Below are 26,214 nucleotides of genomic sequence, written 5' to 3'. Positions count from 1 at the left end.
TCGTCGGTCGGTGTCAGTCGAGGAACAACAGCTTGGCGCTGAAGACCAGCGCCAGCACCACCACGGCCGGGTTCAGATCGCGGAAGCGACCGGACAGGGCCTTGATGGCGGCATAGCTGACGAAGCCCAGGGCGATGCCCTCGGCGATGGAAAAGGTCAGCGGCATGGCCAGCGCCGCGATCAGCACCGGCGCCGCTTCGGTGGCGTCATCCCAGTCGGCGTGCGCCAGGCTGCCCGCCATCAGCACCGCCACATAGAGCAGCGCCCCGGCGGTGGCGTAGGCCGGGATGGAGCCGGCCAGCGGCGAGAAGAACAGGCTGATCAGGAACAGCACGCCGACCACCACGGCGGTCAGGCCGGTACGCCCGCCGGAGATGATGCCGGCGGTGGATTCGATGTAGCTGGTGGTGGTCGAGGTGCCGAGCGCCGCGCCGGCCATGGAGGCCCCGCTGTCGGCCATCATGGCGCGACCGATGCGCGGCAGCTTGCCGTTCTCGTCGAGCAGGCCGCCACGGTGGGCGACGCCGATCAGGGTGCCGGAGGTGTCGAACAGGTCGACGAACAGGAAGGCAAACACCACGCTGATCATGGCCACGTCGAAGGCGCCGGCCACATCGAGCTGCATCAGCGTCGGCGCAACGGAGGGCGGCATGGAGACGATGCCGCCGAACTCGTTGTGGCCGAGCAGCATCGACAGCACGGTGACGCCGAGGATGCCGATCATCACCGCGCCGGTGACGCGCAGATGCGACAGCGCGGTGATCACGAAGAAGCCGAGCAGCGCATAGAGGGCGGCGGGTTCGGAGAGATCGCCCAGCGCCACGTAGGTGGCCGGATTGGCGACCACGATACCGGCGTTCTTCAGCGCGATCATGGCCAGGAACAGGCCGATGCCGGCGGCGATCCCCAGGCGCAGCGACATGGGAATCGCGTTGATGATCCACTCGCGGATGCGGAACACGCTGAGCAGGAAGAAGGTGAAGCCGGACAGGAAGACCGCCCCCAGCGCCGTCTCCCAGGCATAGCCCATGCCCATTACCACGCCGTAGGTGAAGAAGGCATTGAGGCCCATGCCGGGCGCCATGGCGATGGGATAGTTGGCCCACAGGCCCATGATTAGACAACCCACCGCGGAGGCCACGCAGGTGGCGACGAATACAGCGCCGTAGTCCATGCCGGACTCGGAAAGGATGCTCGGGTTGACGAAGATGATGTAGGCCATCGTCAGGAAGGTGGTGATCCCGGCGATGATCTCGGTCTTCACGTTCGTGCCGTGTTCGGCGAGCTTGAAGTGACGTTCGATCAGGCTTTTCTGCATGGAGAAGTCGTCCTGTGCGGCGCGTGGCGTCCTGCTGTGTGCGAGAAAAGCCGCACATGGTAGCGGATGGCGCCCCGGGAATCGAGGCGCCATCCGCTAGCGACAATGCGGCACGGCCTTCAGAGGTATAAGGGATGGCCGGAGCGCTGGCCAGCGGGCTGGCCAACGCACACTGAACGCCTCAGGCCCCGCGCGAGGCCATGACCCGCTCCACCGTCTCGACGATGGCCTGGGTCTGGGGATCGATCTCGATGTTGGCGTGATCGCCCGGCACCCGGTCGGCGAGCACGGTCCGCGCCAGGGTCTCGGGGATCAGATCGACGCAGAACCGCGGGCCGTGATCGGCGGTGGCCGGGCGCGCCTCGCCGATGGTCAGGCTGGCCCCGTCCACGCCGATGTAGCCCTTGTCGAACACGAAGCGACCCAGGGTCTCGGGCAGCTCGAACCACAGCCGACGGTTGTTGGGTGCCTCGTCGAGCGACACCAGCTCGGCGGTGGCGATGACGTGGCCCGACATGGCATGGCCGCCGATCTCGTCGCCGAAGCGCGCCGCGCGCTCGACGTTGACCCGGTCGCCGACGACCAGCTCGCCGAGATTGGTGACGCGCAGCGTCTCGCGCATCAGGTCGAAGCTGACGCGCTCGCCGTCGATCGCGGTGACGGTCAGGCAGACCCCGTTGTGCGCCACCGACGCACCGATCTCCAGTCCCTCGCCCAGCGCCCCCGGCAGGCGCACTACATGGGTGCGAAAGGCCTCCGCCTCCTCGATGGCCACCACCTCGGCCATGCCCTGCACGATGCCTGTGAACATGTGCTGCTCTTCCTCTCGTGTCGTACCGCCCGGACGGGCGAAAAGGCGATCAGTGTAGGAAAAGGCGGCACCTGGCGTCCATGGCGGCGTCGGTGGACCACGGGGCCGACCGGACACCCCTGCCCGCCCCTTTCGCCAGACGTTTTTCCTGTCTCAGGCATTTTTCTGGGCATTCTCACCACCAGCCCGGCTAGAGAACGCCAACTTGGACCAAATGGTTTGACATACGCCCGTTCGAACCCTAGGATACGCGCACATTTTGACGGCGCCGATTTGGACCCGGATTGCGGGCGCCGCTGACGCATGGTCTTTGCGCCGTGCGCTCAGGAAGTGCAGCTAAAAGGGTGTGTCCAGCGTTGATGGCCACCCGTCAGGGTGGCCTTTTTTTGGCCGCTCGCCGGCTGACGGCCCGCCCCTCCCCCGGCGCCACCCCGGTGGCCCAGATGATTCGACTCCAGAACGTATCCAAGACCTATTTCACCAAGGGCAAGCGCGACGGCGTCGAAGCGCTCAAGCCCGTTGACCTGCACGTGCCCCAGGGCCAGATCCACGGCGTGATCGGCCTGTCCGGCGCCGGCAAGTCGACCCTGATCCGCTGCGTGAACCTGCTCGAGCGCCCCACCACGGGCACCGTCACGGTGGACGGCCAGGAACTCACCGGCCTGTCCCGCGATGCGCTCAACCAGGCACGCCATCGCATCGGCATGATCTTCCAGCACTTCAACCTGCTGACCTCACGCACCGTCTTCGACAACGTCGCCCTGCCGCTGGAGCTGATGGGCGTGAAGAAGGCCGAGATCCGCGAGCGCGTCACGCCGCTGCTGGAACTGGTCGGCCTGGCCGACAAGGCCAGCCACTATCCGGCCCAGCTCTCCGGCGGCCAGAAGCAGCGCGTGGCCATCGCCCGGGCGCTGGCCAGCCGCCCGCGGGTGCTGCTGTGCGACGAGGCCACCTCGGCACTCGACCCGCACACCACCGGCGCCATCCTGGAGCTGCTGCAGGACATCAACCAGAAGCTCGGCCTGACCATCCTGCTGATCACCCACGAGATGGAGGTGGTCAAGACCATCTGCCATCGCGTCAGCCTGATCTCCGGCGGCGAGCTGGTCGAAGAAGCCGACGTCGGCGACTTCTTCACCGCCCCCGGCACCCAACTGGGGCGCGACTTCCTCAACGACTTCCTCGAGCTCGAGCCGCCGCGCACGCTGGTCGAGCGCCTCGAGGAGTCGCCCGGCGCCAAGACGCATCCGGTGGTACGACTGGCCTTCTCCGGCGATGCCGTCTCCACGCCGCTGATCTCGCGACTGGCCCGCGAATGCGGCGTCGACGTCAGCATCCTCCAGGCCAAGGTGGAGTCGATCCAGGATCGCACCCTCGGCCTGATGATCGCCGAACTGATGGGCGACGCGGACGACACCCGCCGCGCCATCGCCTACCTGGAAACCCATGACCTGAAGGTGGAGGTGCTCGGCCATGTCCAGCGCGATGATTGAACTGATTCTCGAGGCCACCCTCGACACGCTTTACATGGTGGCGATCTCCGGGCTGATCTCCGCGGCGGTGGGCATCCCGCTGGGCGTGCTGCTCAACGTCACCCGCCCTCGCCAGGTGCTGGCCCAGCCGGCGCTCAACGGCGTGCTCGGCATCATCACCAACGTCGGCCGCTCGGTGCCCTTCATCATCCTGATGGTAGCCATCATTCCCTTCACCCGCGCCCTGGTCGGCTCCTCCATCGGCACCAACGCCGCGGTGGTGCCGCTGACCATCGCCGCCATTCCGTTCGTGGCACGGCTGGTCGAAGGCGCGCTGAACGAGATCCCGCCGGGCCTGGTGGAAGCCGCCCAGTCCATGGGCGCCACGCCCTGGCAGATCATCACCCGGGTACTGCTGCCCGAGGCCCGCGGCGGCATCTTCACCGCCCTGACCGTGACCATCGTGACCCTGATCAGCTACTCCGCCATGGCCGGCGCGGTAGGCGGCGGCGGCCTGGGCGACCTCGGCATCCGCTACGGCTACAACCGCTTCAACCCCACCATCATGCTGATCACCGTGGTGATCCTGGTGGTCATGGTGCAAGGCTTCCAGAGCCTGGGGGACTATCTGGTGCGCAAGAGCGATCACAAGTGAGCGCATCGACTCGATAACCAGATAGCATTACACATCTCGTTTTTATACCTTTATAGTAGTGGACGAACCTCACGTCAGCTTCGACAGGGAGACATCGATATGCGCAGCATCCTGATCGGCGGCCTCGCCGCTTCCGCCTTGGCCCTCGCGATCGGCCAGGCCAACGCCGACGAGCACGGCATCAAGATCGGCACCGTGGCCGGCCCCGAGACCGATGTCATGCAGGTCGCCGCCGACGTCGCCGAGCGCGAGTACGGCCTGGACGTCGAGATCGTCGAGTTCACCGACTACGTCACGCCCAACGCCGCCCTGGCCGACGGCAGCCTGGATGCCAACGCCTACCAGCACGAACCGTACATGCAGTCGATGATCGACGACCGCGGCTACGACTTCGCCATCGCCGGCCACACCTTCGTCTACCCCATCGGCGCCTACTCCGAGAAGTTCGACAGCATCGACGCGCTGCCGGACGGGGCCACCATCGCCCTGCCCAACGACCCGACCAACGAAGGCCGTTCGCTGATCCTGATGCACGAGCAGGGCCTGATCACCCTGGACGACCCGTCGAACCTCGAGGCCACCCCGCTGAACGTGGTCGAGAACCCGCATGACTTCGACTTCCGCGAGATCGAGGCCGCCCAGCTGCCCCGCGTGCTGCCCGACGTGGACATGGCCTTCATCAACAACACCTTCGCCCAGCCGGCCGGCCTGAGCCTGGACGAAGCGCTGATCAAGGAAGGCCCGAACTCGCCCTACGTCAACCTGATCGCCGTGCGCGCCGGTGACGAGGACCGCGAGGAGATCCAGCAGCTGGTCGACGCCTATCAGAGCGCCGAAGTGGCCGCCAAGGCCGAGGAGCTGTTCGACGGCGCCGCGGTGCCGGGCTGGACCGAAGACGAAGCCGAATAAGGCGCACGATCGCGCCATGGCGCGCGATCACGCACCGATGAGGCCGGCCCATGGGCCGGCCTCCGTCGTTGAAGGAGAGATCATGACCGACTATGCCCTGCTCGCCCGCCAGCTCGACGCCCTGCTGGACACCCGCGACTGGCTGACCAACAGCGCCCAGACCTGCGCCTTCATCATGCAGCAGGTGCCCGAACTGAACTGGGTCGGCTTCTATCTGCAGCGCCGGCCCGAGGTGCTGTCGCTCGGCCCCTTCCAGGGTCAGCCCGCCTGCCATCCGATTCCCTTCAGCAAGGGCGTATGTGGCGCCGCGGCGCGCTCCCGCGAGACGCAGCGGGTCGAGGACGTCCACGCCATCCCCGACCACATCGCCTGCGATGCCGCCTCTCAGGCCGAGCTGGTGATCCCGATCGTGGTGAACGACCGTCTGTGGGGCGTGCTCGACCTGGACAGCCCGACGCGCGGCCGCTTCGGCGCCGACGATCAGGCCGGCCTCGAGGCGCTGGTGAAGGTGTTCGCCGAGCGCAGCGATCTCGACTAGAGGCCTGCTCCGCCCGGCGGCCACGACTGCCGCCGGGCGGAAGCGCATCGCTCCCGCACCACCGAGCCGCAGACAGCCACAGGCACAACGAAAAACGCCCCGAAGCGTGAGCCTCGGGGCGTTTTTACGGAATCTGGTAGGACCAGGCGGATTTGAACCGCCGACCTCCACGATGTCAACGTGGCGCTCTAACCAACTGAGCTATGGTCCTGCTGTCGATGTCGCGGCGCGATGGTAGGACCAGGCGGATTTGAACCGCCGACCTCCACGATGTCAACGTGGCGCTCTAACCAACTGAGCTATGGTCCTGCTGTCGATGTCGTGTCGCGCTGGTAGGACCAGGCGGATTTGAACCGCCGACCTCCACGATGTCAACGTGGCGCTCTAACCAACTGAGCTATGGTCCTATTATCGCTGTTTGCGGCGATCTGTGCCGTGACAACGGATGCGTATTCTACGGACACCGCGGAAAAATGCAAGCCCTTTTCTCCGCTTTACGCAAACAAGTCGCGGCGGATCAGGAAGTTGTCGCCGCTCCTTCGGGATCACAGCGCACGCGCTCTACCGCTTCCAGCCAACCGCTGTAGAGGCGTTCGCGCTCGCACTCCTCCATTGACGGAAAGAAGCTGCTCTCGTTATGCCAGAGGGATGCAATTTCCTCGAGATCCCGGTACCAGCCAAGGCGCAGACCGGCCAGATAGGCCGCCCCAAGCGCAGTGGTTTCTAGAATCCCCGGGCGATCCACCTGCACCCCCAGCATATCGGCCAGGAACTGCATCAACCAGTTGTTCGCGACCATGCCGCCATCCACCCTGAGAGTGCCCGGCGGAGTGCTCATATCGTCACTCATGCACACCTGGAGGTCCCGCGTCTGATAGCACACCGCCTGGAGACCGGCGGCCACGATGTCGGCAATCCCGGTGTCTCGCGTCAGCCCAAGGATCGCCCCACGGGCCTTGGGGTCCCAATGAGGCGCACCAAGCCCGGTAAAGGCTGGCACCAGATATACGCTTTGACCGCTCTTGGTCTCACGCGCCAGCGTTTCGGTCTCGGCGGCATCGGCAAACAATTTCAGACCGTCGCGCAGCCACTGCACCGTGGCACCGGCGACGAAAATACTGCCCTCCATGGCGTAGGTCGGCACGCCATCGAGACGATAACCCACCGTCGTGAGCAGACGATTACGCGAGGCCTCAGCCACTTCCCCGGTATTGACGATCATGAAGCAACCGGTGCCATAGGTACTCTTGCCCATGCCCGGCGAGAAGCAGGCCTGACCCACCAACGCGGCCTGCTGATCGCCGGCGACACCGGCAATCGGCAGCTCACCGCCCAGCAGCTCTGGCCGCACAGAGCCGAAATCGTCACTGGAATCTCGCACGTCGGGTAGCAGGCTCGCCGGGATATCAAACAGCGCCAGCAGATCCGAATCCCAGCGCTGCGAATGGATGTCGAACAACGCCGTGCGCGACGCGTTGGTCGCGTCCGTGGCATGCACCCGACCACCGGTGAGGCGCCAGATCAGAAAGGTATCGACCGTGCCGAATGCCAGCTCACCACGCTCAGCCCGCTCCCGCGCGCCCTCGACGTTATCCAGCAACCACGCCAGCTTGGTCGCCGAGAAATAGGGATCGATCAACAGCCCTGTACGCGCCTGCACCAGCTCGGTATGCCCGGCGTCACGAAGCTGCTGGCAGCGTTCGGCGGTACGCCGATCCTGCCAGACAATCGCGTTGTGGAGCGGCTCACCGGATTCCCGGTCCCACAGCAGAGTGGTCTCTCGCTGATTAGTGATGCCGATCCCGGCGATATCCTCTATGGCTACCCCCTGCTTGGCGATAACCTCTCGGCAGGTCGCCACCACACTCTCCCAGATAGCTTCGGGATCATGCTCGACCCATCCATCAGCGGGAAACTGCTGAGGAAACTCACGCTGAGACGCAGCGATACTACGACCCTCGCGATCAAAGAGGATCGCCCGGGAGCTGGTGGTCCCCTGGTCGATAGCAAGAAGGTAAGAGGCCATGAGGATTTATCCTGATATTGCTCGTTGTCTCGGGAACACTTTCGCTTTTATCGAAAAATGTTCGATTATGATCAAAAGACTACGCTAGTGACTGTTAACGCTCAATTGGCGACGCCGCCTTCCACCTAAGACTTTCGGCGAACCTACCGCATCGAGAACCCCCTGCAGCGACACTCGGGATGGCGTAGAATCCTACTTCTTCAAGGAGTTAGCATGACCCCACAGCAGCGCCAAGACAGCATCGTCGAACTCGTTCGACGCCAGGGCTACGCCAGCATCGAGCAGCTCACCGAGCACTTTGCCGTCACCCCGCAGACGATCCGCCGCGATCTCAACCGTCTCTCCGGCGAGGGCCAGGTACGGCGCGTTCACGGCGGAGCGGGCCTGGAATCCAGCACGGTCAACACCGCCTACGCGATGCGCAAGAACCTCAACCTGGAGGCCAAGCAGCGCATCGCGGCTCTGCTCGCCCACCACATCCCCAATCATGCCTCGCTCTTCATCAACATCGGCACCAGCAACGAAGTCATTGCCGAAGCCCTGCTCGATCACAGTGGGCTCGAAGTCATCACCAACAACCTCAATGTGGCCGCCATCCTGCAGCGCAAGGAAGATTTCAACGTCATCGTTGCCGGCGGCCAGGTCCGCTCCCGCGACGGCGGCATCATCGGCGAAGCGACCATCGACTTCATCAACCAGTTCAAGGTCGACTTCGGCATCATCGGCATCAGCGGCATCGACGAGGACGGCTCGCTGCTTGAGTTCGACTACCAAGAAGTCCGCGTCGCCCAGGCCATCATCCAGAACTCCCGTCAGGTTTTCCTGGCCGCCGACCACTCGAAGTTTCAGCGCAACCCCGTGGTTCGCCAAGGCAATCTCTCCCAGCTCGATGCGCTGTTCACCGATCGCCCCCCTTCAGAGCGCATCCAGGAACTGCTTCACCAGCACGACGTCTCCCTGCACCTCGCCTGACTGCCCCCGCCTGCCTCACCTTCTCGACCGAGACGGGCGTGTTGACTGATGCTCTCTTGATGTTCGCTTTCAAATACTCTATGTTCGCTTTCGAACATCATCGGCTTTCCATAAAGGCCCACGCCCGACGGAGCATACATGGCAACTTCTCCCGACATCCTGGATATTTTCGTGATCGGCGGCGGCATCAATGGTGCCGGCATCGCCGCCGATGCATCCGGTCGCGGCCTCTCGGTCGGCCTTTGCGAACAATCCGACCTGGCCAGCGCCACCTCATCGGCCAGCAGTAAACTGATCCATGGCGGACTGCGCTACCTGGAACACCACGAATTCCGACTGGTGCGCGAGGCACTGCGCGAACGCGAGGTCCTGCTCGCCAAGGCGCCCCATATCATCTGGCCACTTCGCTTCATCCTGCCCCATCGCTCCCACCTGCGTCCGGCGTGGATGCTCCGTGCCGGCCTGTTTCTTTATGACCACCTCGGTAAACGCCAGCGTCTACCGGCTTCCCGGGGGCTCCGCCTGACACCAGAACTGGGCCTGTCAACCGACCTTTCCCGCGGATTCGAATACTCGGACTGCTGGGTGGATGACGCCCGACTCGTGGTCCTCAACGCCATTCAGGCCAGCGAAAACGGTGCTGACATCATGGTCGGCACCCGTTGCGTCAACGCCCAGGAGGTCGATGGCCACTGGGAAATCGAACTGGAGGACGCGGAAAGCGGCGTCCGCTTCACGCGGCACGCGCGCACACTGGTCAATGCCGCGGGACCCTGGGTGGAAGGCGTAATTCGTGGCATGACACCCCGCACGTCCCGCTACGGCGTCCGCATGATCCAGGGCAGCCACATCATCGTCCCGAGATGCAATCACGACGACCGAGCCTTCATTCTTCAGAACACCGACAAACGCATCGTCTTCGTGCTGCCCTACGAGGAAGACTTCAGCCTGATCGGCACCACCGATCGTCGCTACCAAGGCGATCCCGCCAGCGTCGAAGCCGGCGACGAGGAGGTCGACTACCTGCTTGATGTCGTCAACGACCACTTCGAGAACACCCTGACGCGCAACGACGTCATCCGAACCTTCTCCGGTGTACGCCCACTCTGCGACGATGAATCGGCCGATCCGTCAGCCATGACACGCGACTACACCCTGGATCTCGATACTCAAGGCGCACCTCTGCTGTCGGTATTCGGCGGCAAGATCACCACCTACCGCAAGCTCGCCGAGGCCGCGCTGACCAGCCTAGAACCTCACCTTCCTCCGATGACGCCCCCCTGGACGGCAGATGCCCCGCTTCCTGGCGGCGACATCAAGGACCAGGACAGCTTCCGGCAGAGCCTGCAAGCCGACTACCCCTTCCTGACGCTCGACCAGATACGGCGCTTCGCGCGCACCTACGGCTCAATGTGCCACCACTTCCTGGCGGGCAAGGCATCCCGCCAGGCGCTAGGCGAGGACTTCGGTGCCGGACTGAGCGCCGCCGAGGTTGACTACCTGATGGAGCGTGAGTGGGCACATCACCCCCAGGACATTCTCTGGCGCCGCACCAAGCTGGCCTTGCATCTCTCAGAGCAACAGGTCGCACGCCTTGCGTCCTACATGCAAGCCAAGAGGCGCCAGGCACAGGCCGTCTGATACTTTCTGATACCGGTCAACCCCGGCTCGACAAACTACTCTCCGAGCCGGGCTTAATAGCGCTACGAAAAACCTACCCCTCACCCCCTCCTTAGAGCACGATAGTCGTATCTACCACCGGGGAGTGCGACGAAAGATGCATAGATCACAAGATTCGTAGCGCTACGATTATACCTGTTTTCGCAGCGCTGCGAATATGTGAAACACCACGACAACAACACACGCCACACCGGAACTTTCACATGACCAAGTTATTCCAGCTCGCCCCGCTTGCCGCGGCCCTCACCCTGACAGGGGTCAGCCCCGCCATCCTGGCCGACGACGCCGATATCGAGGCAAGACTGGCAGCCCTCGAAGCCAGGGTGATGGCCGCCGAACGTCGCGCAGCCGCCGCGGAGGCTCGACTGGACGAGCAAGCCGCGGCCGAGGAATACGAAACCCGGCTCGCCGCCCTCGAAGACAAGGCCAGCAGCGATGATGGTTTCTCCTTCAGCGCCTATGCCCGATCAGGCCTGCTTCTCGGTGACGAGGGCAAGAGCCTGCCTGGCGGGCCCTACGTCACTCCTGCAGGCACCGTAGGCGGCGCCGTGGGCCGCCTGGGCAACGAACCAGATACCTATGTGCATGCGCGGCTGAACCACCAGCACACCTTCGACAACGGAGCCAAGCAGCGTTTTCAGGTGTCGTTTGCCGACTCGGTCGAGACCAGCAACGATTGGACCGCCAATGAATCCGAGCTGAACATTCGCCAGGTCTTCGTCGAGCTTTCGGATCTGCCAAGCCTCGAGAACAGCGCTTTCGAGGATGCCACCCTATGGGCCGGCAAGCGACTCGATCGCGATATCCACGATATCCACTGGCTAGACAGCGATGTGGTCAAGCTGGCGGGGCTGGGCGCAGGCGTCTATGACGTCCAGCTCGGCGATAGCTGGAAGGCGAACTTCTCGCTGTATGGACGCAGCTTCGATGACTTCAGGCTCGACCCGGAAGACACGGAGCTCAGCGATGATACTGACAGCCTGGTCCTGACCACCAACAACTATGTAGGGAACTGGCAGTTGATGTTCAATGCCATCTCCGCCGCCGACAACGACCAGCGCATGACCGACGGCCCGGGTACCGCCGCCGATAGCGGCTTCCACAGCATGCTCGCCTACAAAGGCGACAGCTTCTTCGGAATGGCGGACGGTGGCTTCCGGGCCGCTCTCCTGCACGGCCAGGGACTGGGCGCCGAAGTGAAGCAGATCGGGGCGAATGGAGACTTGCTCGACGATGCCAAGGCCACCCGACTGGCCATTCAGGGCACTACCTATCTGACACCGAGCTGGCGCATCGCTCCGGCTCTACTGGCCGAGGTCAGCGAGGACCGGTTCATCGAGGGTGACGACTACCGCTGGGCCTCCCTCAACGCGCGCATTGCCAACGAGCTCAGCGAGAACTTCGAGATGCAGTATGAAGCCAGCTTCCAGGCCATGGATCTCGATCCCCAGGGGTACAGAGGGCGCAGCGCAGTGGAAGGCAACTTCTCCAAGCTCACTATCGCGCCGACCTTCAAGCCTGACGTAGGAGGCTTCTGGCAGCGCCCGGAGCTGAGAGCCTTCGCCTCCTATACCGCCTGGGATGACGAGCTCAACGATTTCTCTACCGATGACGCCTTTGGCCAGGAAGGCTATACGGGCGGTCAGTGGAGCTTCGGTGTCCAGGCGGAGACCTGGTTCTAAGTGCCCGCCGGGGCAGCGCGCCCCTCGCTTGCCTTTCGTTTTGATTCCGCCCCATGCCCAGGCCGCATGGGGCTTTTTTGATCCAGCTCGCCTTGGACGTGCTCGTGCGAGGGTATGATAGGATTCCTGCCAACGCCCCCAGAGGATGCAAAACCCTACCGGGAGGCACGCTCCGACGTCCAGGCCACTTAAATCGAGCAATCATCATGAGTAGCCAACAGCGCTCCCGACGCACTACCAAGCGCGTCACCATGACGGACGTCGCCAAATTGTCCGGCGTCTCGGCCAGCACGGTATCGCTCTACCTGCGTCGCCCTGGAGAAGTATCCGACACTTTGGGCCGACGCATCCAGGAGGCCATCGATACTCTGGGCTATGTGCCCAACCTCATGGCCGGCGCACTGGCCGCCGCCAAGACCCAGGTGGTCGGTGTTGTGGTTCCCTCCATGGTCAACTCCATGTTCGCCTCGACCGTCAGTCGCATGCAGATGGCAATGAGCCGTCATGGCTACCAGTTGTTGCTGGGGAACAGCGAATACTCGCAAGAGCAGGAAGAGTCATTGGTCCGGACCTTCATGTCCTGGTCACCCAGCGCCATGGTCCTGACCGGGCTGCAGCATACGCGAGAAACACGCCGCATTCTGACCAGCTCAGCCCTCCCCGTGGTGGAAATGTGGGAGCTGGGCTCCAACGCCCTGGACACCATGGTCGGCTTTTCCCATGAGGACGTCGGGAGAGCCCAGGCACGCCACCTCATCGAATCGGGCTGTCGTCGGCTGGCCTTCATCGGCGCGCGAATGAGCGTGGACAATCGTGCTCAGCTCAGGGCAACAGGCGTACGAACCGCTTGCCGGGATCTGCTTGGCAGCGCCGAGTGCCGGATCATGGATACAGGAACCGGGCGCATGGCCGCAGCGGCCCGCGATGCCATGCAGACACTGCTGGCCGAGATGCCCGACGTGGACGGTATCGTCTTTTCTAATGATGTGCTGGCACTGGGCGCCACGGCCCAAGCCCAGGCCCAGGGAGTGCGCGTACCCGAAGATATCGCAATGATAGGGTTCGGCGACATGGACTTCAGCAACTGCTGCATGCCAGCCATCTCGACGGTGCGCCCGCCGCGCGAGGAAATCGGCGACCGGGTCGCCATGAGGCTTCTCGACCGCCTGCAGGGCAAATCCATCGAGACATCGATTGATCTTGGCTTCGAGCTGCTGGCACGCGAGAGTTCGACCCGAAGCGTCGAAATCAATATCTCCTGAAAAAAACGGGGCGCCGCCAGGCGCCCCATCCGCATCAGCTTCCCCCAACACCCGAGAGGCACAGGCTGATCCCGGACCCCATCAGCAGGACGAAGGCCAGGCGCCGAAGATTTCGTGCCGACAGCGGCGGCGGATAGCGACGGCCCAGCCAGGTGAACAGCAGCACAACCGGCACCGCCGCCACTGCGATCCCCATCACCTCGATATCTAGCGCTCCCTGGAACGCCACGATCACCAGTCGCTGGAGACTGTTGATGGCGAATATCAGTAGCAAGCAGTCACGAATGACCGCCGGCGCCAGGGGCTGACGGTAGAGCTGGAAGACCATCGGCGGCCCCGACGTCGAGAACATTCCCCCCATGAAACCGGAGAGACCGCCGAACAACGCAAAGCTCCAGTTCGAGGAAAGTTCGCGCCGCGGCCGGGGATGGCGTACCAGCATCAGGCTGCTGACAATGATGGCCGCACCGAGGATGACCTGCAGCCAGCCGACGTAGTCCCCGCTCAGGACATCCAGCGCCCAGACCCCGAGAAACACGGTCACCATTCCACTCGCGGCACTGATCAGCACAACCCGCCTGTCCAGCGTGGCACGCTTGCCATACAACGCCACCGCACAATTAAAAAGGCTCAGAATGCTGATGAGGATGGCACCGAGTGCCACCGGGGCAATGCCGAACAGCACCACCCCCGCCATAAAGATCAGACCGAAGGCGAAGCCGGTGATGGTCTGGGCATAGGTCGCCAGGGCCACCACCAGCAGCAACGGCAGATGCTCCAGCAGCTCCATCAATCGGCTCCCGGCACGGTCTCGAAGAGCTCGCACCAGCCACTCTGCTGTCGATAGAAGACCGGGGGCCGACCATCGGGTGCGCTGACTTCCAGCCGACGGCCGCCGGCCTCGATAGCACCACTCCAGAGATGCACCCAGATCTCGCCCGCCGGAAGATAGACCTCACGCGCTGTCACGCCCTCCTCGACCACCGGCGCGACCAGAAGATCCGGACCGTAAAGATACTGGGTCTGAATCTCATAGGCCTCGGGATCGTCCTCGAAATGCAGGAACAGCGGTCGCTGTACCGGAATACCCCGTTCGGCTCCTTCCTCTACCAGCACCCTGAGATAGGGAGCGAGATGCCGGTAGACTCGGCTCATATGTGCCAGGTGCTCCGTCAGTTCGGCACTGTCGAACCACTGCAGGTTGTCGAAAGGGCGATTGCACTCATGGGTACGCATGACAGGGGTGAAGGCGGCAAGGTCCACCCAGCGCTTGAACAGTTCGGCACTGCGGACGTTGCCGAACAAACTGGTGTAACCGCCGATGTCACTGTGGTGGAACGCATTACCCAGCAAGCCAGACGACAGTGCCGCGGTAATCACCGTGCCGATGCCATCGTGGCGAGAGAAATCCACCGACTGGTCGCCGCCCCACAGCAGCGGACAATGCGACTGAACACCGGTATAGCCGGCCCGCATGAAGAAAGTCGCCTCGCTCGTCTTGCCGCGTTCCGCCACCGCCTCGGCGTTGACCTGCGCCCAGCGGGTCGGCCAGCGATTGTGCTCGACTTCCGCCGAGACCCCGTTGGCAAGCGTCACGTCCACGGGTAGGTACTCTCCGAAGTCCGCCATCCAGCCGCTGACGCCGATATCGAGCATATTGGCCTTGAGGATGACATCCTTGAACCAGCTGCAGGCCTCGGGATTGGTGAAGTCCACCACACCGCAGTCGAACTCACCGAAATCGACAATGGCCACCTCCCCCTGACCATCGGAGGCGAGAAAGCCCTGATCGCGGGCCACAGGGAAGAATTCTCCGTCCACGCACAGATAGGGATTCACGTAGCCAAGGAAGCGAATCCCGCGCGACGCCAGCTCGCGACACCAGCCGGCCAGGTCCGGATAGCGATTCTCGGAGGCCTGCCAATCCCAGAAGAGCCGCGCACCGAAGCTGGTCTCGCGAATGCCCGCCCAGTCCTCGCACCAGAGGGCCGAGACGGCCATGTCCGCAGCCAGCGCCTGCTCGAGCTTTGCCTCGGCATGCTCCTTGCCACGCTTGAGGCCCAGGATGACTCCTTCGTAGACCCACTCGGGCAGACGAGGCTGATGGCCGAACCTTACACCGAGCGCCTCTACCAGAGACAGGTAAGTGGTCGCGGCGAAAAGTTCGAGTCGCTCCGGCACGTCCCACACCTGAAGCTCGTGGAAGCCGTCATGCCGAAAGTCGAAGTCCGCATAGCTGCTGGTCTCGACATGACAGGCATAGTGACGAGAGGAAAGGAAGGTAGGTTGAGGGTAATTGGTATGGTAATAGTCCCCGCCAGCGCGATTCTCCGCATCCGATCGCCAGGTGATATAGGTGTCCTTGTCGCGGCCGACACCGGGCTCGGACGTCCACAGCGGGAAGTGCCGGCCGCGCAGATTGAGGTAGGACATCTGTTCGCCACATCCCCAGACCTGCTCGCCCTGTTCGGCCACCAGCCGCCACCAGGTGCGATTGATACCCGGAGCCACATGGTGGGTGGTCAAGGTGGCGCCGGACGACGAAGATGCCAGTCGGAGTTCGAGCTGCAGATCGTCACCGTCATGGCGACGAAACGCCAACCGATAGCCCTGGCCGTCCTGCTGGACATCCAGGTGCCGGAGCGGTTCACGGGCTTCCAGGTAGTCCTCGATCTCGAAGTTGCCCCGATACATATCGAAGCTCGCCTGGCCACGGCCAATGTATATCGCCGGAGCATCGATCTCATGGCGAAACAGCAAGGCGTCGCCGTGGTAGACACTGACGGCGTGCGACTCGGTGATGACGCGCATCATGGTGGTTTCCCGTAATGATGATGAAGACTGGAAGCTCCGAGGAGGCATTTGGCTCCCCGAAGCCGGCTCCGCTCAGTTGAGTGTCAGGCCCGCATCGACCACGAAATTCTGGCCGGTGCAGCCGCGACTCTCCGCGGAGCCGAGGAACAGCGCCATGCGCGCCACATCGTCGGCCTGCAGACGAAACTTCAGCGCCTGCTGGTCGAGGAAGCGCTGGTTGAGCTCCGGCGTCAGCCAGAGACGCTCCTGCCGGTCGGTCAGAATGGCACCGGGCACCAAGGCATTGACTCGGATACCATGGACACCGATCTCCTGGGCCAGGGTGCGGGTGAGCCCGTTGATGGCCGCCTTGGCCGTGGTATAGCCCACCATGCCCGGACGACCGCGCATCCAGGAGATAGAGCCGAGGTTGATGATACTGCCTTCGCCGCGCCGTTTCATGCCAGGCAGCACTGCCTGTGTCGCGAAGACATGATGACGCAGATTGATCGCCTGGCAGTTATCCCAGTAGTCGGGGGTCAGTTCCTCGATCGCGTGACGATCGTCTAGGCCGGCATTGTTGATCAGCACGTCGATGGGGGCCAACTCGCGCTCCACCTCGGCGATCACGCCCTGAAGGCGCTCTATGTCACGAATATCGCATTCATAGAAGTGCACAGATGCCGGGGACAACTCGGCCACCAGGGCCTCCGAGGAAACCACGTCAATATCGACGAAGGCGACTCGAGCCCCCTGGCCCGCGAAGGCGCGCACAAGGGCGGCGCCGATGCCAGAACCGCCGCCCGACACGAATATCATCTTGTCCCGCAGGGAATGATACTGAGCTTGAGACTGTTCGCTCATGCGGTCGCCTCCTAGATGGCCATGTTGATGTACTTAGTCTCGAGATAGTCCTCGATTCCCTGATGAGCGCCCTCGCGTCCCAGGCCGGATTCCTTGACGCCACCAAACGGTGCTTCGCAGGTGGAGACATGGCCATTGTTGATCCCCACCATGCCGTAATCGAGGCCTTCGGACATGCGCCAGGCACGCCCCAGGTCACGGGTGAAGCAATACGCCGCCAGGCCGTACTCCGTATCGTTGGCCAGTTCAAGGACCTCTTCCTCTTCGCCGAACCGGAATACCGGAGCCAGCGGGCCGAAGGTTTCTTCCGAGAAACACTCCATGTCCCGCGTGGCGTCCGCGACCACGGCCGGCGACAGGAAATTGCTCGACAGCCGCTCTCCTCCTTGGTGCAGCCTGCCTCCCTTGGCCACGGCATCGCGCAGCTGCTGTTCGACCTTGTCCGCGGCGGCTGCATCGATCAACGGGCCGACATCCACCCCCGCCTCATGACCGGCACCGACCCTGAGTTCGGCTACACGGGCGGCCAGGCGCTCGACGAAGGCATCATGGATGCCGTCCTGCACGAAGATCCGATTAGCACACACGCAGGTTTGACCGGCATTGCGGAACTTGGCCACCATCGCCCCCTCGACGGCCTGATCCAGGTCCGCATCATCGAAGACAATGAACGGCGCATTGCCACCGAGCTCCATGGATACCTTCTTGACGGTGTCGGCGCACTGCCGCAGCAGTAACTTGCCGATGGCGGTAGAGCCGGTGAAGCTCAACTTACGCACCTTGGCGCTCGACGTCATGGCACCACCGATGCCACGCGCATCACCGGTGACCACGTTGACCACCCCGGCTGGAATCCCGGCACGCAGCGCCAGCTCGCCCATGGCCAGCGCCGAGTAGGGCGTCTGCCCCGCCGGTTTGATGACGATGGTGCACCCGGCGGCCAAGGCCGGCCCCGCCTTGCGGGCGATCATGGCGGCCGGAAAGTTCCACGGGGTGATGGCGGCGCAAACCCCAACCGGCTGCTTGACCACCATCATTCGGCGATCCCCCATGGGACTCGGAATCACATCGCCGTAGGTACGACGCCCCTCCTCGGCAAACCACTCGAGAAAGCTCGCCGCGAACCCGATCTCACCGCGAGCCTCGGCCAGCGGCTTGCCCTGCTCGGCGGTCATCAACACCGCCAGATCCTCGCGATGCTCAAGCATCAGATCGTGCCAGCGGCGCAATAACCCCCCCCTCTCCTTGGCGGTTCGACCTCTCCACTCACGCATGGCGTTATCGGCAGCGTCGATCGCGCGCAGCGTCTCGGCCTCGCCGAGTCGTGGAACATGGCCAATCTCGTTGCCATCCGCAGGGTTGGTCACGACATCGGCGGCGCCATCGTCGGCACCGACCCATTCGCCGTTGATCAGGCATGCCTGGCGCAGCAGATCCTTGTCCTGGAGGTTAAGCATGATGGGCTCCTGTTGAGTCTTGAAAGTGAACCGGCGTCAGCCGGCAAAGAGCGGTTCGGGACGTCCAGCAACCTCGGTGCGCATGGCAAAGAGATCTCCGGACTGCGGATAGGCCGACAACTCCTCGGCCGGCCGGCCATGCCGGGCACTGGTCACGTAGAGAGTCTTGAGATCCGCCCCGCCGAAGGCGCACATGGTCGGGCAGCGTGCCGGGACTGGGTACTCGGCGACGATCTCGCCCGCGGGAGAAAGACGCACCACTCTCCCCCCCTCGAACAGGGCCGACCAGTAATAGCCTTCACTGTCGACGGCCGCCCCGTCCGGGCGTCCATTGCCGAAAGGAAACTGATGAAACACTTCCCGGGACCCAACTAACTCGCCGCTTCGTGGATCCAACGGATAGCGGTAGATGACATGGTTAGGAGTGTCGGAGTGATAGGCCCATTGACGATCCGGGCTGAAGGCCACGCCATTTGACACCAGCACCTCGCCGGCCAAACGTTGGCAACTCAGGTCGGGCGCCACCCGGTAAAGGCTGGCCAGGGGGGCGTCGCGGGGCTCATGGATCGTGCCGGCCCAGAAGCCGCCCCAGGGATCCACGCGGCCGTCATTGAAACGGCTGATGGACGTGTCGCTGACTGGCCTTGCCAGGCAAGTTTGAGGGCGAGCCTGCTCATCGAGCAGCCACAGGCCGGAACGCAGCCCCGCGATGAAGCCGCCCTGCCGACGACGCCCAATGCAGCCGATGTGCTCGGGCAGCGGATAGGCAAGGTTCTCGCCGGTTCCAGGATCGAACCGGTTCAAACTCGGTGCTTCGATATCCACCCAGTAGAGCACGCCTTCCTCAGAAGCCCAGAGCGGACACTCGCCCAGTGCCGCCTGGGCCGTCAGCACAGTGCGAAATGGAGAATGATTCATGGTGTGATCTCGCCAGTCAGGTGAATATGGCCGGTCAGGCGCTCGCCAGGCGGCAGTCGTCGCATACCCGCGGCGACCGGGTCGGCCATGTTGAGCGCATCGTTGGCATGGCTCACCGGCTCGATGCCGACGAAGTCACGCCCAGCCGGGGTGAACACCACCAGATGAGAGAAGGCCTCGGATGCCGTCATGCTGATGGCGATGCCGCGCGAGGGCCAGGCCAGATCGACCCTGCTGTCCCAGGTCGTGAAGCAGTGATCCAGCGTCGCCGGGCCAGGCGGGCGGCGCTTGTCGAAATCCCACTCGGCCGGCACATCGACATGCGTGCGGGGGAGCTGGCGATCATCGTTCAGCCACACACCCTTGCAGCGAAAGGCCATGTCGAGCCCTTCCCGAAGGAAGTAAGGGTGCCAGCCGATGCCTGCCGGCATGTCACGCTCATCGAGATTCTCGACCTCGAGGGTCAACGTCGCGTCGAGGCCGTTAAGCCTCCAGATCTGCCGCAGCCGGCAGCGCCACGGCCAGTCGGTGTCTGCGGGATGATCGAGCACTAGGCTCGCGCTGCCCGGATCGCTCGCCTGCACCGTCCAGCCACGCTGCCAGGCAAAACCGTGAAGGCTGTGAGGGTGGTCGCCGAAGTTCCGGGCCAGCCGGATGGGACTGCCATCCCAGGGGAAGCGAGCATCGGCGATGCGATTGGAATATGGCGCCAGCATGTAGCCACCGCTGTGTCGCACCGCCTCCGCGTCCTCGGACAGCTCCGCGCCAAGGGGACGCAGCACGTCGCGCCCCACCAAGCTCAGGCGCGACACGGCTCCGCCGATAGAGGGCACAAGGGCCAGCTCCCAGAACGATGACGACAGCGTGAGGGGCTCAGCCATGCTTAATAAACACCGCTGTTCTCAGTGGTTGCGGTCTCACCGTGCAGAACAGCGAGGTACTCCTGGGCACGAGACATCATCAAGCTCATGTCGGAGCCAATGGCCACAAAACCGAAGCCCTTGGCGATGTAGTCACCGACCAGCTCGGGGTCGGCGCCAACGATGCCACATGGCATCTTGCGAGCCCGGCAAGCATCGAGGGCATCCCCGATCATGCCCTGCACCTCGGGATGACGAATTTCACCGATATACCCCATGGCGGCCGACAGGTCCCCCGGGCCTATGAATAGGGCATCAACGCCTTCCACATCCGCAATCTCCGGCAGGGCCGCTATGGCCTCTGGCGTCTCGAGCTGAAGCACGACACCGATCTCGCGGTCGGCCTCATGCAGATAGCGCTTGACGGTGCCGTAGCGGCTGGCCCGATGCACGGCCGCCACGCCACGGAAACCACGACCAGGGTAGCGAGTGGAGGCCACCGCTTGACGTGCTTCTTCGACGCTCTGGATGTAGGGGAACATCAGGGTCTGCGCACCGCTGTCAAGCACTCGCTTGACCATGACCGGATCGTTCCAGGGTAGTCGCACTACCAATTCCGCCGGGGTTCCCGCCACGGCCTGCATGATGGCGATGGCCTGGGGCACGTCTACCGGCACGTGCTCCATGTCGAGCATCACGTAATCGAAGCCAGCGAAACCGATCGCCTCTGCCACATTGGGGCTGGCGGTCATCAGCCAAGTGCCTACCGGCACCTTGGACCCGCCCAGCCACTGCTTGAAACGGTTCACGGGAAGCGTCATGTCATCCACCTCAAAAGATTTCGGGTTCGTCTTGTCGCTGACCGCTCTGCAGGATGTCGAAATCGCATCCCTGGTCGGCCTGGGTCACATGTTCCTGAAAGATCGCGGTGTAACCGCGATCGATTCGTGGACTTGGGGCTCGCCAGGCCGCGCGTCTGGCGTCGAGCTCATCAGGCGTGACACATAGTTCGAGACGGCGGGCCTCGACATCCAGCTCGATTTCATCACCATCGTGAACCAGGGCCAGAGGACCACCCACGGCCGATTCAGGCGCCACATGCAGTACACAGGTGCCATAGTGGGTGCCGCTCATGCGCGCATCAGAAATCCGCAGCATGTCTCGCACGCCCTGGGCCAGGAGCTTCTTGGGAATAGGCAGCGCCCCCCATTCCGGCATGCCCGGTGCCCCCTTGGGCCCGGCATTGCGCAGCACCAGCACGGAATCGGCCGTGATCTCCAGCTCGGGGTCATCGATGCGTGCCACCAGGTCGGCATGGTTATCGAAGACCACGGCACGACCACGGTGTCTGGCCAGATCGGGGTTCGCAGCACTGGCCTTGATGACCGCACCGCTCGGGGCCAGGTTACCGCGCAGCACGGCCAGTGCGGCCCCGGGGGTAACCGGCTTGTCAAAGGGACGAATGACATCGTCGTTGTAGCATTCCGCGTTGGCGACCCACTCGCCGAGGGATCGGCCCGAGATGCCACCGACATCCAGCGACAGATGGCTGCCCAGGCGCTGAAGCAGCGCAGGAAGACCACCCGCGTAGTAGAAATCCTCCATCAGATACTCGCCCGAAGGAAAGATATTGGCGAGCACTGGAATCTGCCGGGCCACGGCATCCAAGTCATCCAGCGAGAGCTCGACATTGGCACGGCGGGCAAGGGCGATCAGATGGACGGCGGCATTGGTGGACCCTCCCATGGCCATGTAGCAGCGGGCACCATTGAGAAAACTCTCACGCGTCAGGAACGTGGAGGGCTTGAGGTCCTGCCAGATCATCTCGACGATGCGCGAGCCGCATTCGGACGCCATACGAGTGTGGCCGGAATCCGCCGCCGGGATGCTGGAAGCTCCAGGCAGGGTCAGGCCCATGGCATCGACGATGGAGGTCATGGTAGAGGCCGTGCCCATGGTGTTGCAGGTCCCGTTGGAACGCGTCATACGCGACTCGAGATCCACCCACTCGTCCTGGGTGATATTACCGCTGCGCAGTTCATCCCAATACTTGCGTGTGTGGGTGCCGGCCCCGAGGGTCTTGCCCTTCCACTTGCCATTGAGCATCGGCCCGGCCGGGCAGAAGATCGCCGGAATATCCATGCTGATGGCCCCCATCAGCAGCCCGGGGGTGGTCTTATCACATCCCCCCAGCATGACCACGCCATCGATCGGGTGCGATCTCAGCAGCTCCTCGGCCTCCATCGCCAGGAAGTTGCGATACAGCATGGTGGTGGGCTTGACCATTACCTCGCCGAGCGACATGGCGGGCAACTCAACCGGGAAGCCGCCAGCGGCCCAAACCGCGCGCTTGACGGCTTCCGCCCGATCCCGCAGATGGGCATGACAAGGACTCAGATCACTCCAGGTATTGAGGATGCCAACCACCGGCTTGTCCATGAACTCCTCACGACGCAGCCCCATCTGTTGCGTACGCTGCCGATGTGCAAAACCGCGCATGTCCGGGGAGCTGTACCAGCGCTGGCTGCGCAATTGGTCAATGGTGCGTCGGTCCTTGTTCATCTTTTTGCCTCTCGGTTATTCGCCATGGCCGGCACGGCGATTAAAATCGTAGCGCTACGAAATATTGTGCCAGCCCAGGATCGCTGTCAACTCAACGCCACTAGGCAACGCAAGCCACTAATTCCAACGTATTGAAAATTCATAAAATGTTGAAAAATTAATACTTTAGTTGAACATTTGTGGCGATTTTTCCGCCTTTGGTCGGCTTGACACTCCTAGGGGGCAAATCTACTATTTCGTAGCGCTGCGAAGACGGATGCCGCGGCGATCCGAACACGGACAATAAACACGCGACCGCCGCTGGACGTAACTTCCATCCGGCAAGAGCGGCTCCCGGAGACAAAGCATGCCAACGCTCGTATCCCTCCTCGATCGCCTCAACCGACAGACGACGCGCTGGGCCGGTTACACGGCGACGCTGCTGCTGGCCGCCATGCTGGTTGTGATGATCGTGCACGTCATCTATCGATATGCCCTGGGAAACAGTTTCGGTTGGACCGAGGAACTATCCCGCTACATGATGGTGTGGATGGCTTTCCTGTTTTTTCCAGCGGCCCACAAGAAAGGCCTCAACGTCAGCCTCGACCTATGTACCGATTTTTTTCGAGGCTCGCGCCCCTGGCTGCTACTCCAGGTACTGATCGAGGCCGCCATTCTCGCCACGCTGATCTGGTGCATCCAGCTCGGGTTCGACCGTATCGAGCGCGGCGCCACCACTCATAGCCTGTCGCTGGGCATCCCCATGGCCCAGGTCTACTACGTGCTACCGATCAGCTTCGCACTCACCGCGCTATGTTCGCTGGAGCGACTCCTGCGCGCGACCCTGTCCCTGATCTCACCCAAGGCAGCAACCAAGCTTGCAGCGCTCGATCAGGATCTCGACCACCACCAGGCGGGGGCCTGATCATGACATTCGCCTATCTCTGGATCTTCGCGGGTCTGCTCATCATCGGCATGCCTATCGTCTTCCTGATGCTGATAGCACCGGGCATTAGCCTGTTGCTGGAAGGCAAGGTCATGTTTTTGGATCTGCTCTTCCAACGCCTTTTCGCGGGCATCGACAGCTTCCCACTGATGGCTCTGCCCTTCTTCATCCTGGCCGGCGAGCTGATGACGGCAGGTGGGGTGACCTCCAGGATTGTACGTTTTGCCGAAACCCTGATCGGCCATCGTCGTGCCGGACTGGGACAGGTATCCGTCTCTTCCTCGCTGATGCTCGCAGGCGGTTCAGGCTCGGCGGTCGCGGACGCATCGGCGTTAGGCTCGGTGATGATCCCGGCCATGAAGTCCTCGGGTTACACCAATCGCTTCTCGGCAGCAGTGACGGCGGCATCGGCCGTGATTGCCAGCATCATTCCGCCAAGCGGTATCTTCATCCTCTATGCCTTCATCATGAACGTGTCGGTCGCGGGGATGTTTGCTGGCGGCATCGTACCCGGCATCCTGATTGGCGTGGGTCTCATGATCACCATCTCCGTGATGACGCGTTTCAAGGAATTCCCGGAGCCGTTGCCCAAAGCCAGCTGGAACGAGAAGTGGAAAGCGTTCGTCGCCGCCTTCATGCCCCTGCTGACGCCGGTGATTCTGATTGGTGGCATCGTGGGCGGTATCTTCACCCCCACGGAGGGTGCCGCCATCGCCGCCTTCTACGCCTTGATTCTTGGCCTGTTCGTCACGCGTGACCTCAAGTTGGGTGATCTGCCGAGGCTCTTCGGCAAGGCAGCGCTTAGCTCGGCCGTGGTCCTGCTACTGGTCGGCGCAGCGGTAGCCTTCGCCTCACTGGTCAGCCTCAAGGGCACTCCACAGCTGGTCAGCGGCTTCATCCTTGGCATCACCGACGATCCGGCCCTGCTGTTTTTCCTGGTGGTCATCTTCCTGCTGGGCATCGGCACCATCATGGATGCCGGACCCGCCATCCTGATCCTTGGCCCGATTCTGTCACCGGTCATGGTCAGTGTCGGCGTCGATCCCATCCACTTCGCCGTCGTCATGAGCGTGACGCTCATCATGGGTCTTATCACACCACCCATGGGCCTGGTGCTGTTTGTTGTCGGCAGTATCAGCAACGAGAAAATCGAAAAGATTGCCTGGGAAATGCTCCCGCTTTTCCTGGTCGAGATCGGCATTCTTTTCGCTCTGGTTTATGTGCCGGACCTGGTACTCGCCCTTCCCCGCGCCTTCGGTTACGTCGCATGAGCGCCTCGTCAACACCACTCATCAAGTAAAAGTAGAGGTCAAAACAATGAAAATTCCGAGCTTCAAGCCATCGCGCATCGCCGGTGCCGCCCTCTTCGCCTCCACCCTCGGCGCGGCCTCCATGGCACAGGCTGTAGACCTCAATCTGGTTCTGCTGGCCAACGAGCAGGACGAAGAATACGACGCCGCGCTGGTCTTCGAGAACTACGTCGAGAGCCGCACCGGCGGAGAGGTCAATGTCAATATTTTCGTCGGCCCGCAGCTTTGCGGTTCAGCGAACGAATGTTTCGAAGCCATGCAAGCCGGCATCGTCGACCTTTTCACGGCGACGGCAGGTGGCGTGGCCGGTATCTATCCGCCGATCCAGGGCATGGATATCCCCTACACATTCCCGGACGACCGCACCGCCATGGGTATGCTGTCGGATCCGCAGCTCACCGACTACCTGCGCGGCGAGATTCTCGAGTCGACCGGCAACGGGATCCGACTCATGACCATGACCCAGACCGGTGGCTGGCGTAACTTTGCCAATGCCGAACACGAGATTCGCTCACCGGCCGACGTGGAAGGGCTGCGATTCCGCACCATCGAATCGGAAATCCAGCAGCGCCTGGTCCGCGAAATGGGTGGCTCCCCGACCCCCCTGCCCTGGCTGGAGGTATACACGGGGCTGCAGACCGGCGTGGTTGACGGCACGAAAAACTCGATCTCCGACATCACCAACATGAACTTCCAGGAAGTCCTCCAGTACATCACCTTGGACGGTCATGCCTATATGGCCTCCATGTGGTTGATGGGGAATCAGAAGTTCGAATCCCTGAGTCCTGAACAGCAGCGCATCGTAGCCGATGCCTCCGCGCTGATGGGCGTGGTGCAGTTCGGCATGCAGCCGCGCAAGGAGCTCGAGGCCTACGCGGCATGGCAAGAATCGGGGGGGGAGCTCTACACGCCGACCGAGGAGGAGATGGAACAATTCAGAAGCTATGCGGCGCCCATTAAGGACTGGTATCTGGAACAGTATGGCGAGCAGGGTCAGGAATTCTTGACCGAGCTCGAGGCTGCTCGAGACCGAGCCGCAGAGCGGGTTGAAACAGACCGCGAATCTGCCCTGCGCTGAGCCAGCGCCCAAGACCATCACACAAAGCTCCGCAGATTCCGGGCGACGCCTCTGCATCGCCCGGATGCGTGATACTCCCTCTCACCGCCCTCGCGATCGATCGCCTTAGCCCTTACCCTCGA

General features: G+C 62.9%; 22 protein-coding genes and 3 tRNA genes. 11 read left to right on the top strand and 14 right to left on the bottom strand.

The genetic code is table 11. From position 1 onward, the window contains the following. Positions 1 to 13: 13 nt before the first annotated feature. Positions 14 to 1,318, bottom strand: coding sequence for an NCS2 family permease (locus FIU88_RS07665; RefSeq protein WP_016854699.1), 1,305 nt, complete (start codon positions 1,316 to 1,318; stop codon positions 14 to 16). A 181-nt stretch (positions 1,319 to 1,499) separates the two neighbouring features. Then, positions 1,500 to 2,129, bottom strand: coding sequence for a riboflavin synthase subunit alpha (locus tag FIU88_RS07660; RefSeq protein ID WP_152478769.1), 630 nt, complete (start codon positions 2,127 to 2,129; stop codon positions 1,500 to 1,502). A gap of 443 nt (positions 2,130 to 2,572) precedes the next feature. On the opposite strand from FIU88_RS07660, the gene FIU88_RS07655 reads away from it, so the two are divergent. From FIU88_RS07655 to FIU88_RS07640, 4 genes are all read left to right on the top strand, one after another. Beyond that, the gene (locus tag FIU88_RS07655; protein ID WP_026068396.1) at positions 2,573 to 3,622 is read left to right on the top strand and encodes a methionine ABC transporter ATP-binding protein; all 1,050 of its coding nucleotides are present in this window, start codon (positions 2,573 to 2,575) and stop codon (positions 3,620 to 3,622) included. Then, positions 3,603 to 4,256, top strand: coding sequence for a methionine ABC transporter permease (locus tag FIU88_RS07650; RefSeq protein WP_016854696.1), 654 nt, complete (start codon positions 3,603 to 3,605; stop codon positions 4,254 to 4,256). Before FIU88_RS07655 ends, FIU88_RS07650 begins: the two co-directional genes overlap by 20 nt. Before the next feature lie 99 nt (positions 4,257 to 4,355). Further along, positions 4,356 to 5,165, top strand: coding sequence for a MetQ/NlpA family ABC transporter substrate-binding protein (locus tag FIU88_RS07645; protein ID WP_152478768.1), 810 nt, complete (start codon positions 4,356 to 4,358; stop codon positions 5,163 to 5,165). A gap of 82 nt (positions 5,166 to 5,247) precedes the next feature. Continuing rightward, positions 5,248 to 5,703 (top strand): GAF domain-containing protein, encoded by a 456-nt coding sequence (locus tag FIU88_RS07640; protein WP_152478767.1) that lies wholly within the window; start codon positions 5,248 to 5,250, stop codon positions 5,701 to 5,703. Positions 5,704 to 5,837: 134 nt separating this feature from the next. Here the strand turns inward: FIU88_RS07640 and FIU88_RS07635 are convergent. The 4 genes from FIU88_RS07635 to glpK form a co-directional block, all read right to left on the bottom strand. Next, positions 5,838 to 5,914, bottom strand: a tRNA-Val gene (locus FIU88_RS07635). Positions 5,915 to 5,935: 21 nt separating this feature from the next. Then, positions 5,936 to 6,012: transfer RNA gene (locus FIU88_RS07630), tRNA-Val, on the bottom strand. 21 nt (positions 6,013 to 6,033) lie between these two features. Then, positions 6,034 to 6,110 (bottom strand) — tRNA-Val (locus tag FIU88_RS07625). 110 nt (positions 6,111 to 6,220) lie between these two features. Further along, positions 6,221 to 7,729 (bottom strand): glycerol kinase GlpK, encoded by a 1,509-nt coding sequence (gene glpK / locus FIU88_RS07620; RefSeq protein ID WP_016854693.1) that lies wholly within the window; start codon positions 7,727 to 7,729, stop codon positions 6,221 to 6,223. A 213-nt stretch (positions 7,730 to 7,942) separates the two neighbouring features. Here glpK and FIU88_RS07615 point away from each other — a divergent pair, with 213 nt between their 5' ends. From FIU88_RS07615 to FIU88_RS07600, 4 genes are all read left to right on the top strand, one after another. Further along, positions 7,943 to 8,701, top strand: a complete 759-nt coding sequence (locus FIU88_RS07615) for a DeoR/GlpR family transcriptional regulator (RefSeq protein WP_016854692.1) — start codon at positions 7,943 to 7,945, stop codon at positions 8,699 to 8,701. Positions 8,702 to 8,839: 138 nt separating this feature from the next. Next, entirely contained in the window at positions 8,840 to 10,342 is a 1,503-nt protein-coding gene (glpD, locus tag FIU88_RS07610; protein ID WP_016854691.1) for a glycerol-3-phosphate dehydrogenase, read from the top strand. A 242-nt stretch (positions 10,343 to 10,584) separates the two neighbouring features. Continuing rightward, positions 10,585 to 12,063 carry a carbohydrate porin gene (locus tag FIU88_RS07605; protein WP_152478766.1) on the top strand — a complete coding sequence of 493 codons (1,479 nt, stop codon included), beginning with the start codon at positions 10,585 to 10,587 and terminating at the stop codon, positions 12,061 to 12,063. 206 nt (positions 12,064 to 12,269) lie between these two features. Then, a complete protein-coding gene (locus tag FIU88_RS07600) occupies positions 12,270 to 13,325 on the top strand; it encodes a LacI family DNA-binding transcriptional regulator (RefSeq protein ID WP_016854689.1) in 1,056 nt (351 codons plus the stop codon). 34 nt (positions 13,326 to 13,359) lie between these two features. Here FIU88_RS07600 and FIU88_RS07595 read toward each other — a convergent pair whose 3' ends face one another. From FIU88_RS07595 to araD, 8 genes are all read right to left on the bottom strand, one after another. Beyond that, positions 13,360 to 14,115, bottom strand: a complete 756-nt coding sequence (locus FIU88_RS07595) for a sulfite exporter TauE/SafE family protein (RefSeq protein WP_152478765.1) — start codon at positions 14,113 to 14,115, stop codon at positions 13,360 to 13,362. Continuing rightward, positions 14,115 to 16,139, bottom strand: coding sequence for an alpha-glucosidase (locus FIU88_RS07590; RefSeq protein ID WP_016854687.1), 2,025 nt, complete (start codon positions 16,137 to 16,139; stop codon positions 14,115 to 14,117). The genes FIU88_RS07595 and FIU88_RS07590 overlap by 1 nt, the downstream gene beginning before the upstream one ends. Positions 16,140 to 16,211: 72 nt before the next feature. Beyond that, the gene (locus tag FIU88_RS07585; protein WP_152478764.1) at positions 16,212 to 16,982 is read right to left on the bottom strand and encodes an SDR family NAD(P)-dependent oxidoreductase; all 771 of its coding nucleotides are present in this window, start codon (positions 16,980 to 16,982) and stop codon (positions 16,212 to 16,214) included. Positions 16,983 to 16,993: 11 nt separating this feature from the next. Further along, the gene (locus tag FIU88_RS07580; RefSeq protein ID WP_152478763.1) at positions 16,994 to 18,439 is read right to left on the bottom strand and encodes an NAD-dependent succinate-semialdehyde dehydrogenase; all 1,446 of its coding nucleotides are present in this window, start codon (positions 18,437 to 18,439) and stop codon (positions 16,994 to 16,996) included. A 36-nt stretch (positions 18,440 to 18,475) separates the two neighbouring features. Then, positions 18,476 to 19,357 (bottom strand): SMP-30/gluconolactonase/LRE family protein, encoded by an 882-nt coding sequence (locus FIU88_RS07575; protein ID WP_152478762.1) that lies wholly within the window; start codon positions 19,355 to 19,357, stop codon positions 18,476 to 18,478. Continuing rightward, a complete protein-coding gene (locus FIU88_RS07570; protein ID WP_152478761.1) occupies positions 19,354 to 20,238 on the bottom strand; it encodes an aldose 1-epimerase in 885 nt (294 codons plus the stop codon). Before FIU88_RS07570 ends, FIU88_RS07575 begins: the two co-directional genes overlap by 4 nt. A gap of 2 nt (positions 20,239 to 20,240) precedes the next feature. After that, entirely contained in the window at positions 20,241 to 21,038 is a 798-nt protein-coding gene (locus FIU88_RS07565; protein ID WP_152478760.1) for an HpcH/HpaI aldolase/citrate lyase family protein, read from the bottom strand. Positions 21,039 to 21,048: 10 nt separating this feature from the next. Continuing rightward, entirely contained in the window at positions 21,049 to 22,779 is a 1,731-nt protein-coding gene (gene araD / locus FIU88_RS07560) for an L-arabinonate dehydratase (RefSeq protein WP_152478759.1), read from the bottom strand. A 346-nt stretch (positions 22,780 to 23,125) separates the two neighbouring features. On the opposite strand from araD, the gene FIU88_RS07555 reads away from it, so the two are divergent. Genes FIU88_RS07555 through dctP form a run of 3 tightly spaced genes read left to right on the top strand, consistent with a single transcriptional unit; the run spans position 23,126 to position 26,092 of the window. Continuing rightward, positions 23,126 to 23,683: a TRAP transporter small permease gene (locus FIU88_RS07555; protein ID WP_016854680.1), complete on the top strand. Its 558-nt coding sequence runs from the start codon at positions 23,126 to 23,128 to the stop codon at positions 23,681 to 23,683. A 2-nt stretch (positions 23,684 to 23,685) separates the two neighbouring features. Further along, positions 23,686 to 24,975 carry a TRAP transporter large permease gene (locus tag FIU88_RS07550; protein WP_152478758.1) on the top strand — a complete coding sequence of 430 codons (1,290 nt, stop codon included), beginning with the start codon at positions 23,686 to 23,688 and terminating at the stop codon, positions 24,973 to 24,975. Positions 24,976 to 25,021: 46 nt separating this feature from the next. Continuing rightward, positions 25,022 to 26,092, top strand: coding sequence for a TRAP transporter substrate-binding protein DctP (dctP, locus tag FIU88_RS07545; protein ID WP_152478757.1), 1,071 nt, complete (start codon positions 25,022 to 25,024; stop codon positions 26,090 to 26,092). Positions 26,093 to 26,214: the final 122 nt, after the last annotated feature.

It is taken from the genome of Halomonas sp. THAF12, from assembly GCF_009363675.1.
Taxonomy (GTDB): Bacteria; Pseudomonadota; Gammaproteobacteria; order Pseudomonadales; family Halomonadaceae; genus Halomonas; species Halomonas smyrnensis.
Note: the sequence above shows the minus strand (reverse complement) of the source record. Positions and strands in the feature narration are given on the sequence as shown.

What these genes read in the sequence shown, in the direction of transcription:
- FIU88_RS07665 (WP_016854699.1), bottom strand. Translation starts at nt 1,318, where the DNA reads ATGCAGAAAAGCCTGATCGAACGTCACTTCAAGCTCGCCGAACACGGC.
- FIU88_RS07660 (WP_152478769.1), bottom strand. Translation starts at nt 2,129, where the DNA reads ATGTTCACAGGCATCGTGCAGGGCATGGCCGAGGTGGTGGCCATCGAG.
- FIU88_RS07655 (WP_026068396.1), top strand. Translation starts at nt 2,573, where the DNA reads ATGATTCGACTCCAGAACGTATCCAAGACCTATTTCACCAAGGGCAAG.
- FIU88_RS07650 (WP_016854696.1), top strand. Translation starts at nt 3,603, where the DNA reads ATGTCCAGCGCGATGATTGAACTGATTCTCGAGGCCACCCTCGACACG.
- FIU88_RS07645 (WP_152478768.1), top strand. Translation starts at nt 4,356, where the DNA reads ATGCGCAGCATCCTGATCGGCGGCCTCGCCGCTTCCGCCTTGGCCCTC.
- FIU88_RS07640 (WP_152478767.1), top strand. Translation starts at nt 5,248, where the DNA reads ATGACCGACTATGCCCTGCTCGCCCGCCAGCTCGACGCCCTGCTGGAC.
- glpK (WP_016854693.1), bottom strand. Translation starts at nt 7,729, where the DNA reads ATGGCCTCTTACCTTCTTGCTATCGACCAGGGGACCACCAGCTCCCGG.
- FIU88_RS07615 (WP_016854692.1), top strand. Translation starts at nt 7,943, where the DNA reads ATGACCCCACAGCAGCGCCAAGACAGCATCGTCGAACTCGTTCGACGC.
- glpD (WP_016854691.1), top strand. Translation starts at nt 8,840, where the DNA reads ATGGCAACTTCTCCCGACATCCTGGATATTTTCGTGATCGGCGGCGGC.
- FIU88_RS07605 (WP_152478766.1), top strand. Translation starts at nt 10,585, where the DNA reads ATGACCAAGTTATTCCAGCTCGCCCCGCTTGCCGCGGCCCTCACCCTG.
- FIU88_RS07600 (WP_016854689.1), top strand. Translation starts at nt 12,270, where the DNA reads ATGAGTAGCCAACAGCGCTCCCGACGCACTACCAAGCGCGTCACCATG.
- FIU88_RS07595 (WP_152478765.1), bottom strand. Translation starts at nt 14,115, where the DNA reads ATGGAGCTGCTGGAGCATCTGCCGTTGCTGCTGGTGGTGGCCCTGGCG.
- FIU88_RS07590 (WP_016854687.1), bottom strand. Translation starts at nt 16,139, where the DNA reads ATGATGCGCGTCATCACCGAGTCGCACGCCGTCAGTGTCTACCACGGC.
- FIU88_RS07585 (WP_152478764.1), bottom strand. Translation starts at nt 16,982, where the DNA reads ATGAGCGAACAGTCTCAAGCTCAGTATCATTCCCTGCGGGACAAGATG.
- FIU88_RS07580 (WP_152478763.1), bottom strand. Translation starts at nt 18,439, where the DNA reads ATGCTTAACCTCCAGGACAAGGATCTGCTGCGCCAGGCATGCCTGATC.
- FIU88_RS07575 (WP_152478762.1), bottom strand. Translation starts at nt 19,357, where the DNA reads ATGAATCATTCTCCATTTCGCACTGTGCTGACGGCCCAGGCGGCACTG.
- FIU88_RS07570 (WP_152478761.1), bottom strand. Translation starts at nt 20,238, where the DNA reads ATGGCTGAGCCCCTCACGCTGTCGTCATCGTTCTGGGAGCTGGCCCTT.
- FIU88_RS07565 (WP_152478760.1), bottom strand. Translation starts at nt 21,038, where the DNA reads ATGACGCTTCCCGTGAACCGTTTCAAGCAGTGGCTGGGCGGGTCCAAG.
- araD (WP_152478759.1), bottom strand. Translation starts at nt 22,779, where the DNA reads ATGAACAAGGACCGACGCACCATTGACCAATTGCGCAGCCAGCGCTGG.
- FIU88_RS07555 (WP_016854680.1), top strand. Translation starts at nt 23,126, where the DNA reads ATGCCAACGCTCGTATCCCTCCTCGATCGCCTCAACCGACAGACGACG.
- FIU88_RS07550 (WP_152478758.1), top strand. Translation starts at nt 23,686, where the DNA reads ATGACATTCGCCTATCTCTGGATCTTCGCGGGTCTGCTCATCATCGGC.
- dctP (WP_152478757.1), top strand. Translation starts at nt 25,022, where the DNA reads ATGAAAATTCCGAGCTTCAAGCCATCGCGCATCGCCGGTGCCGCCCTC.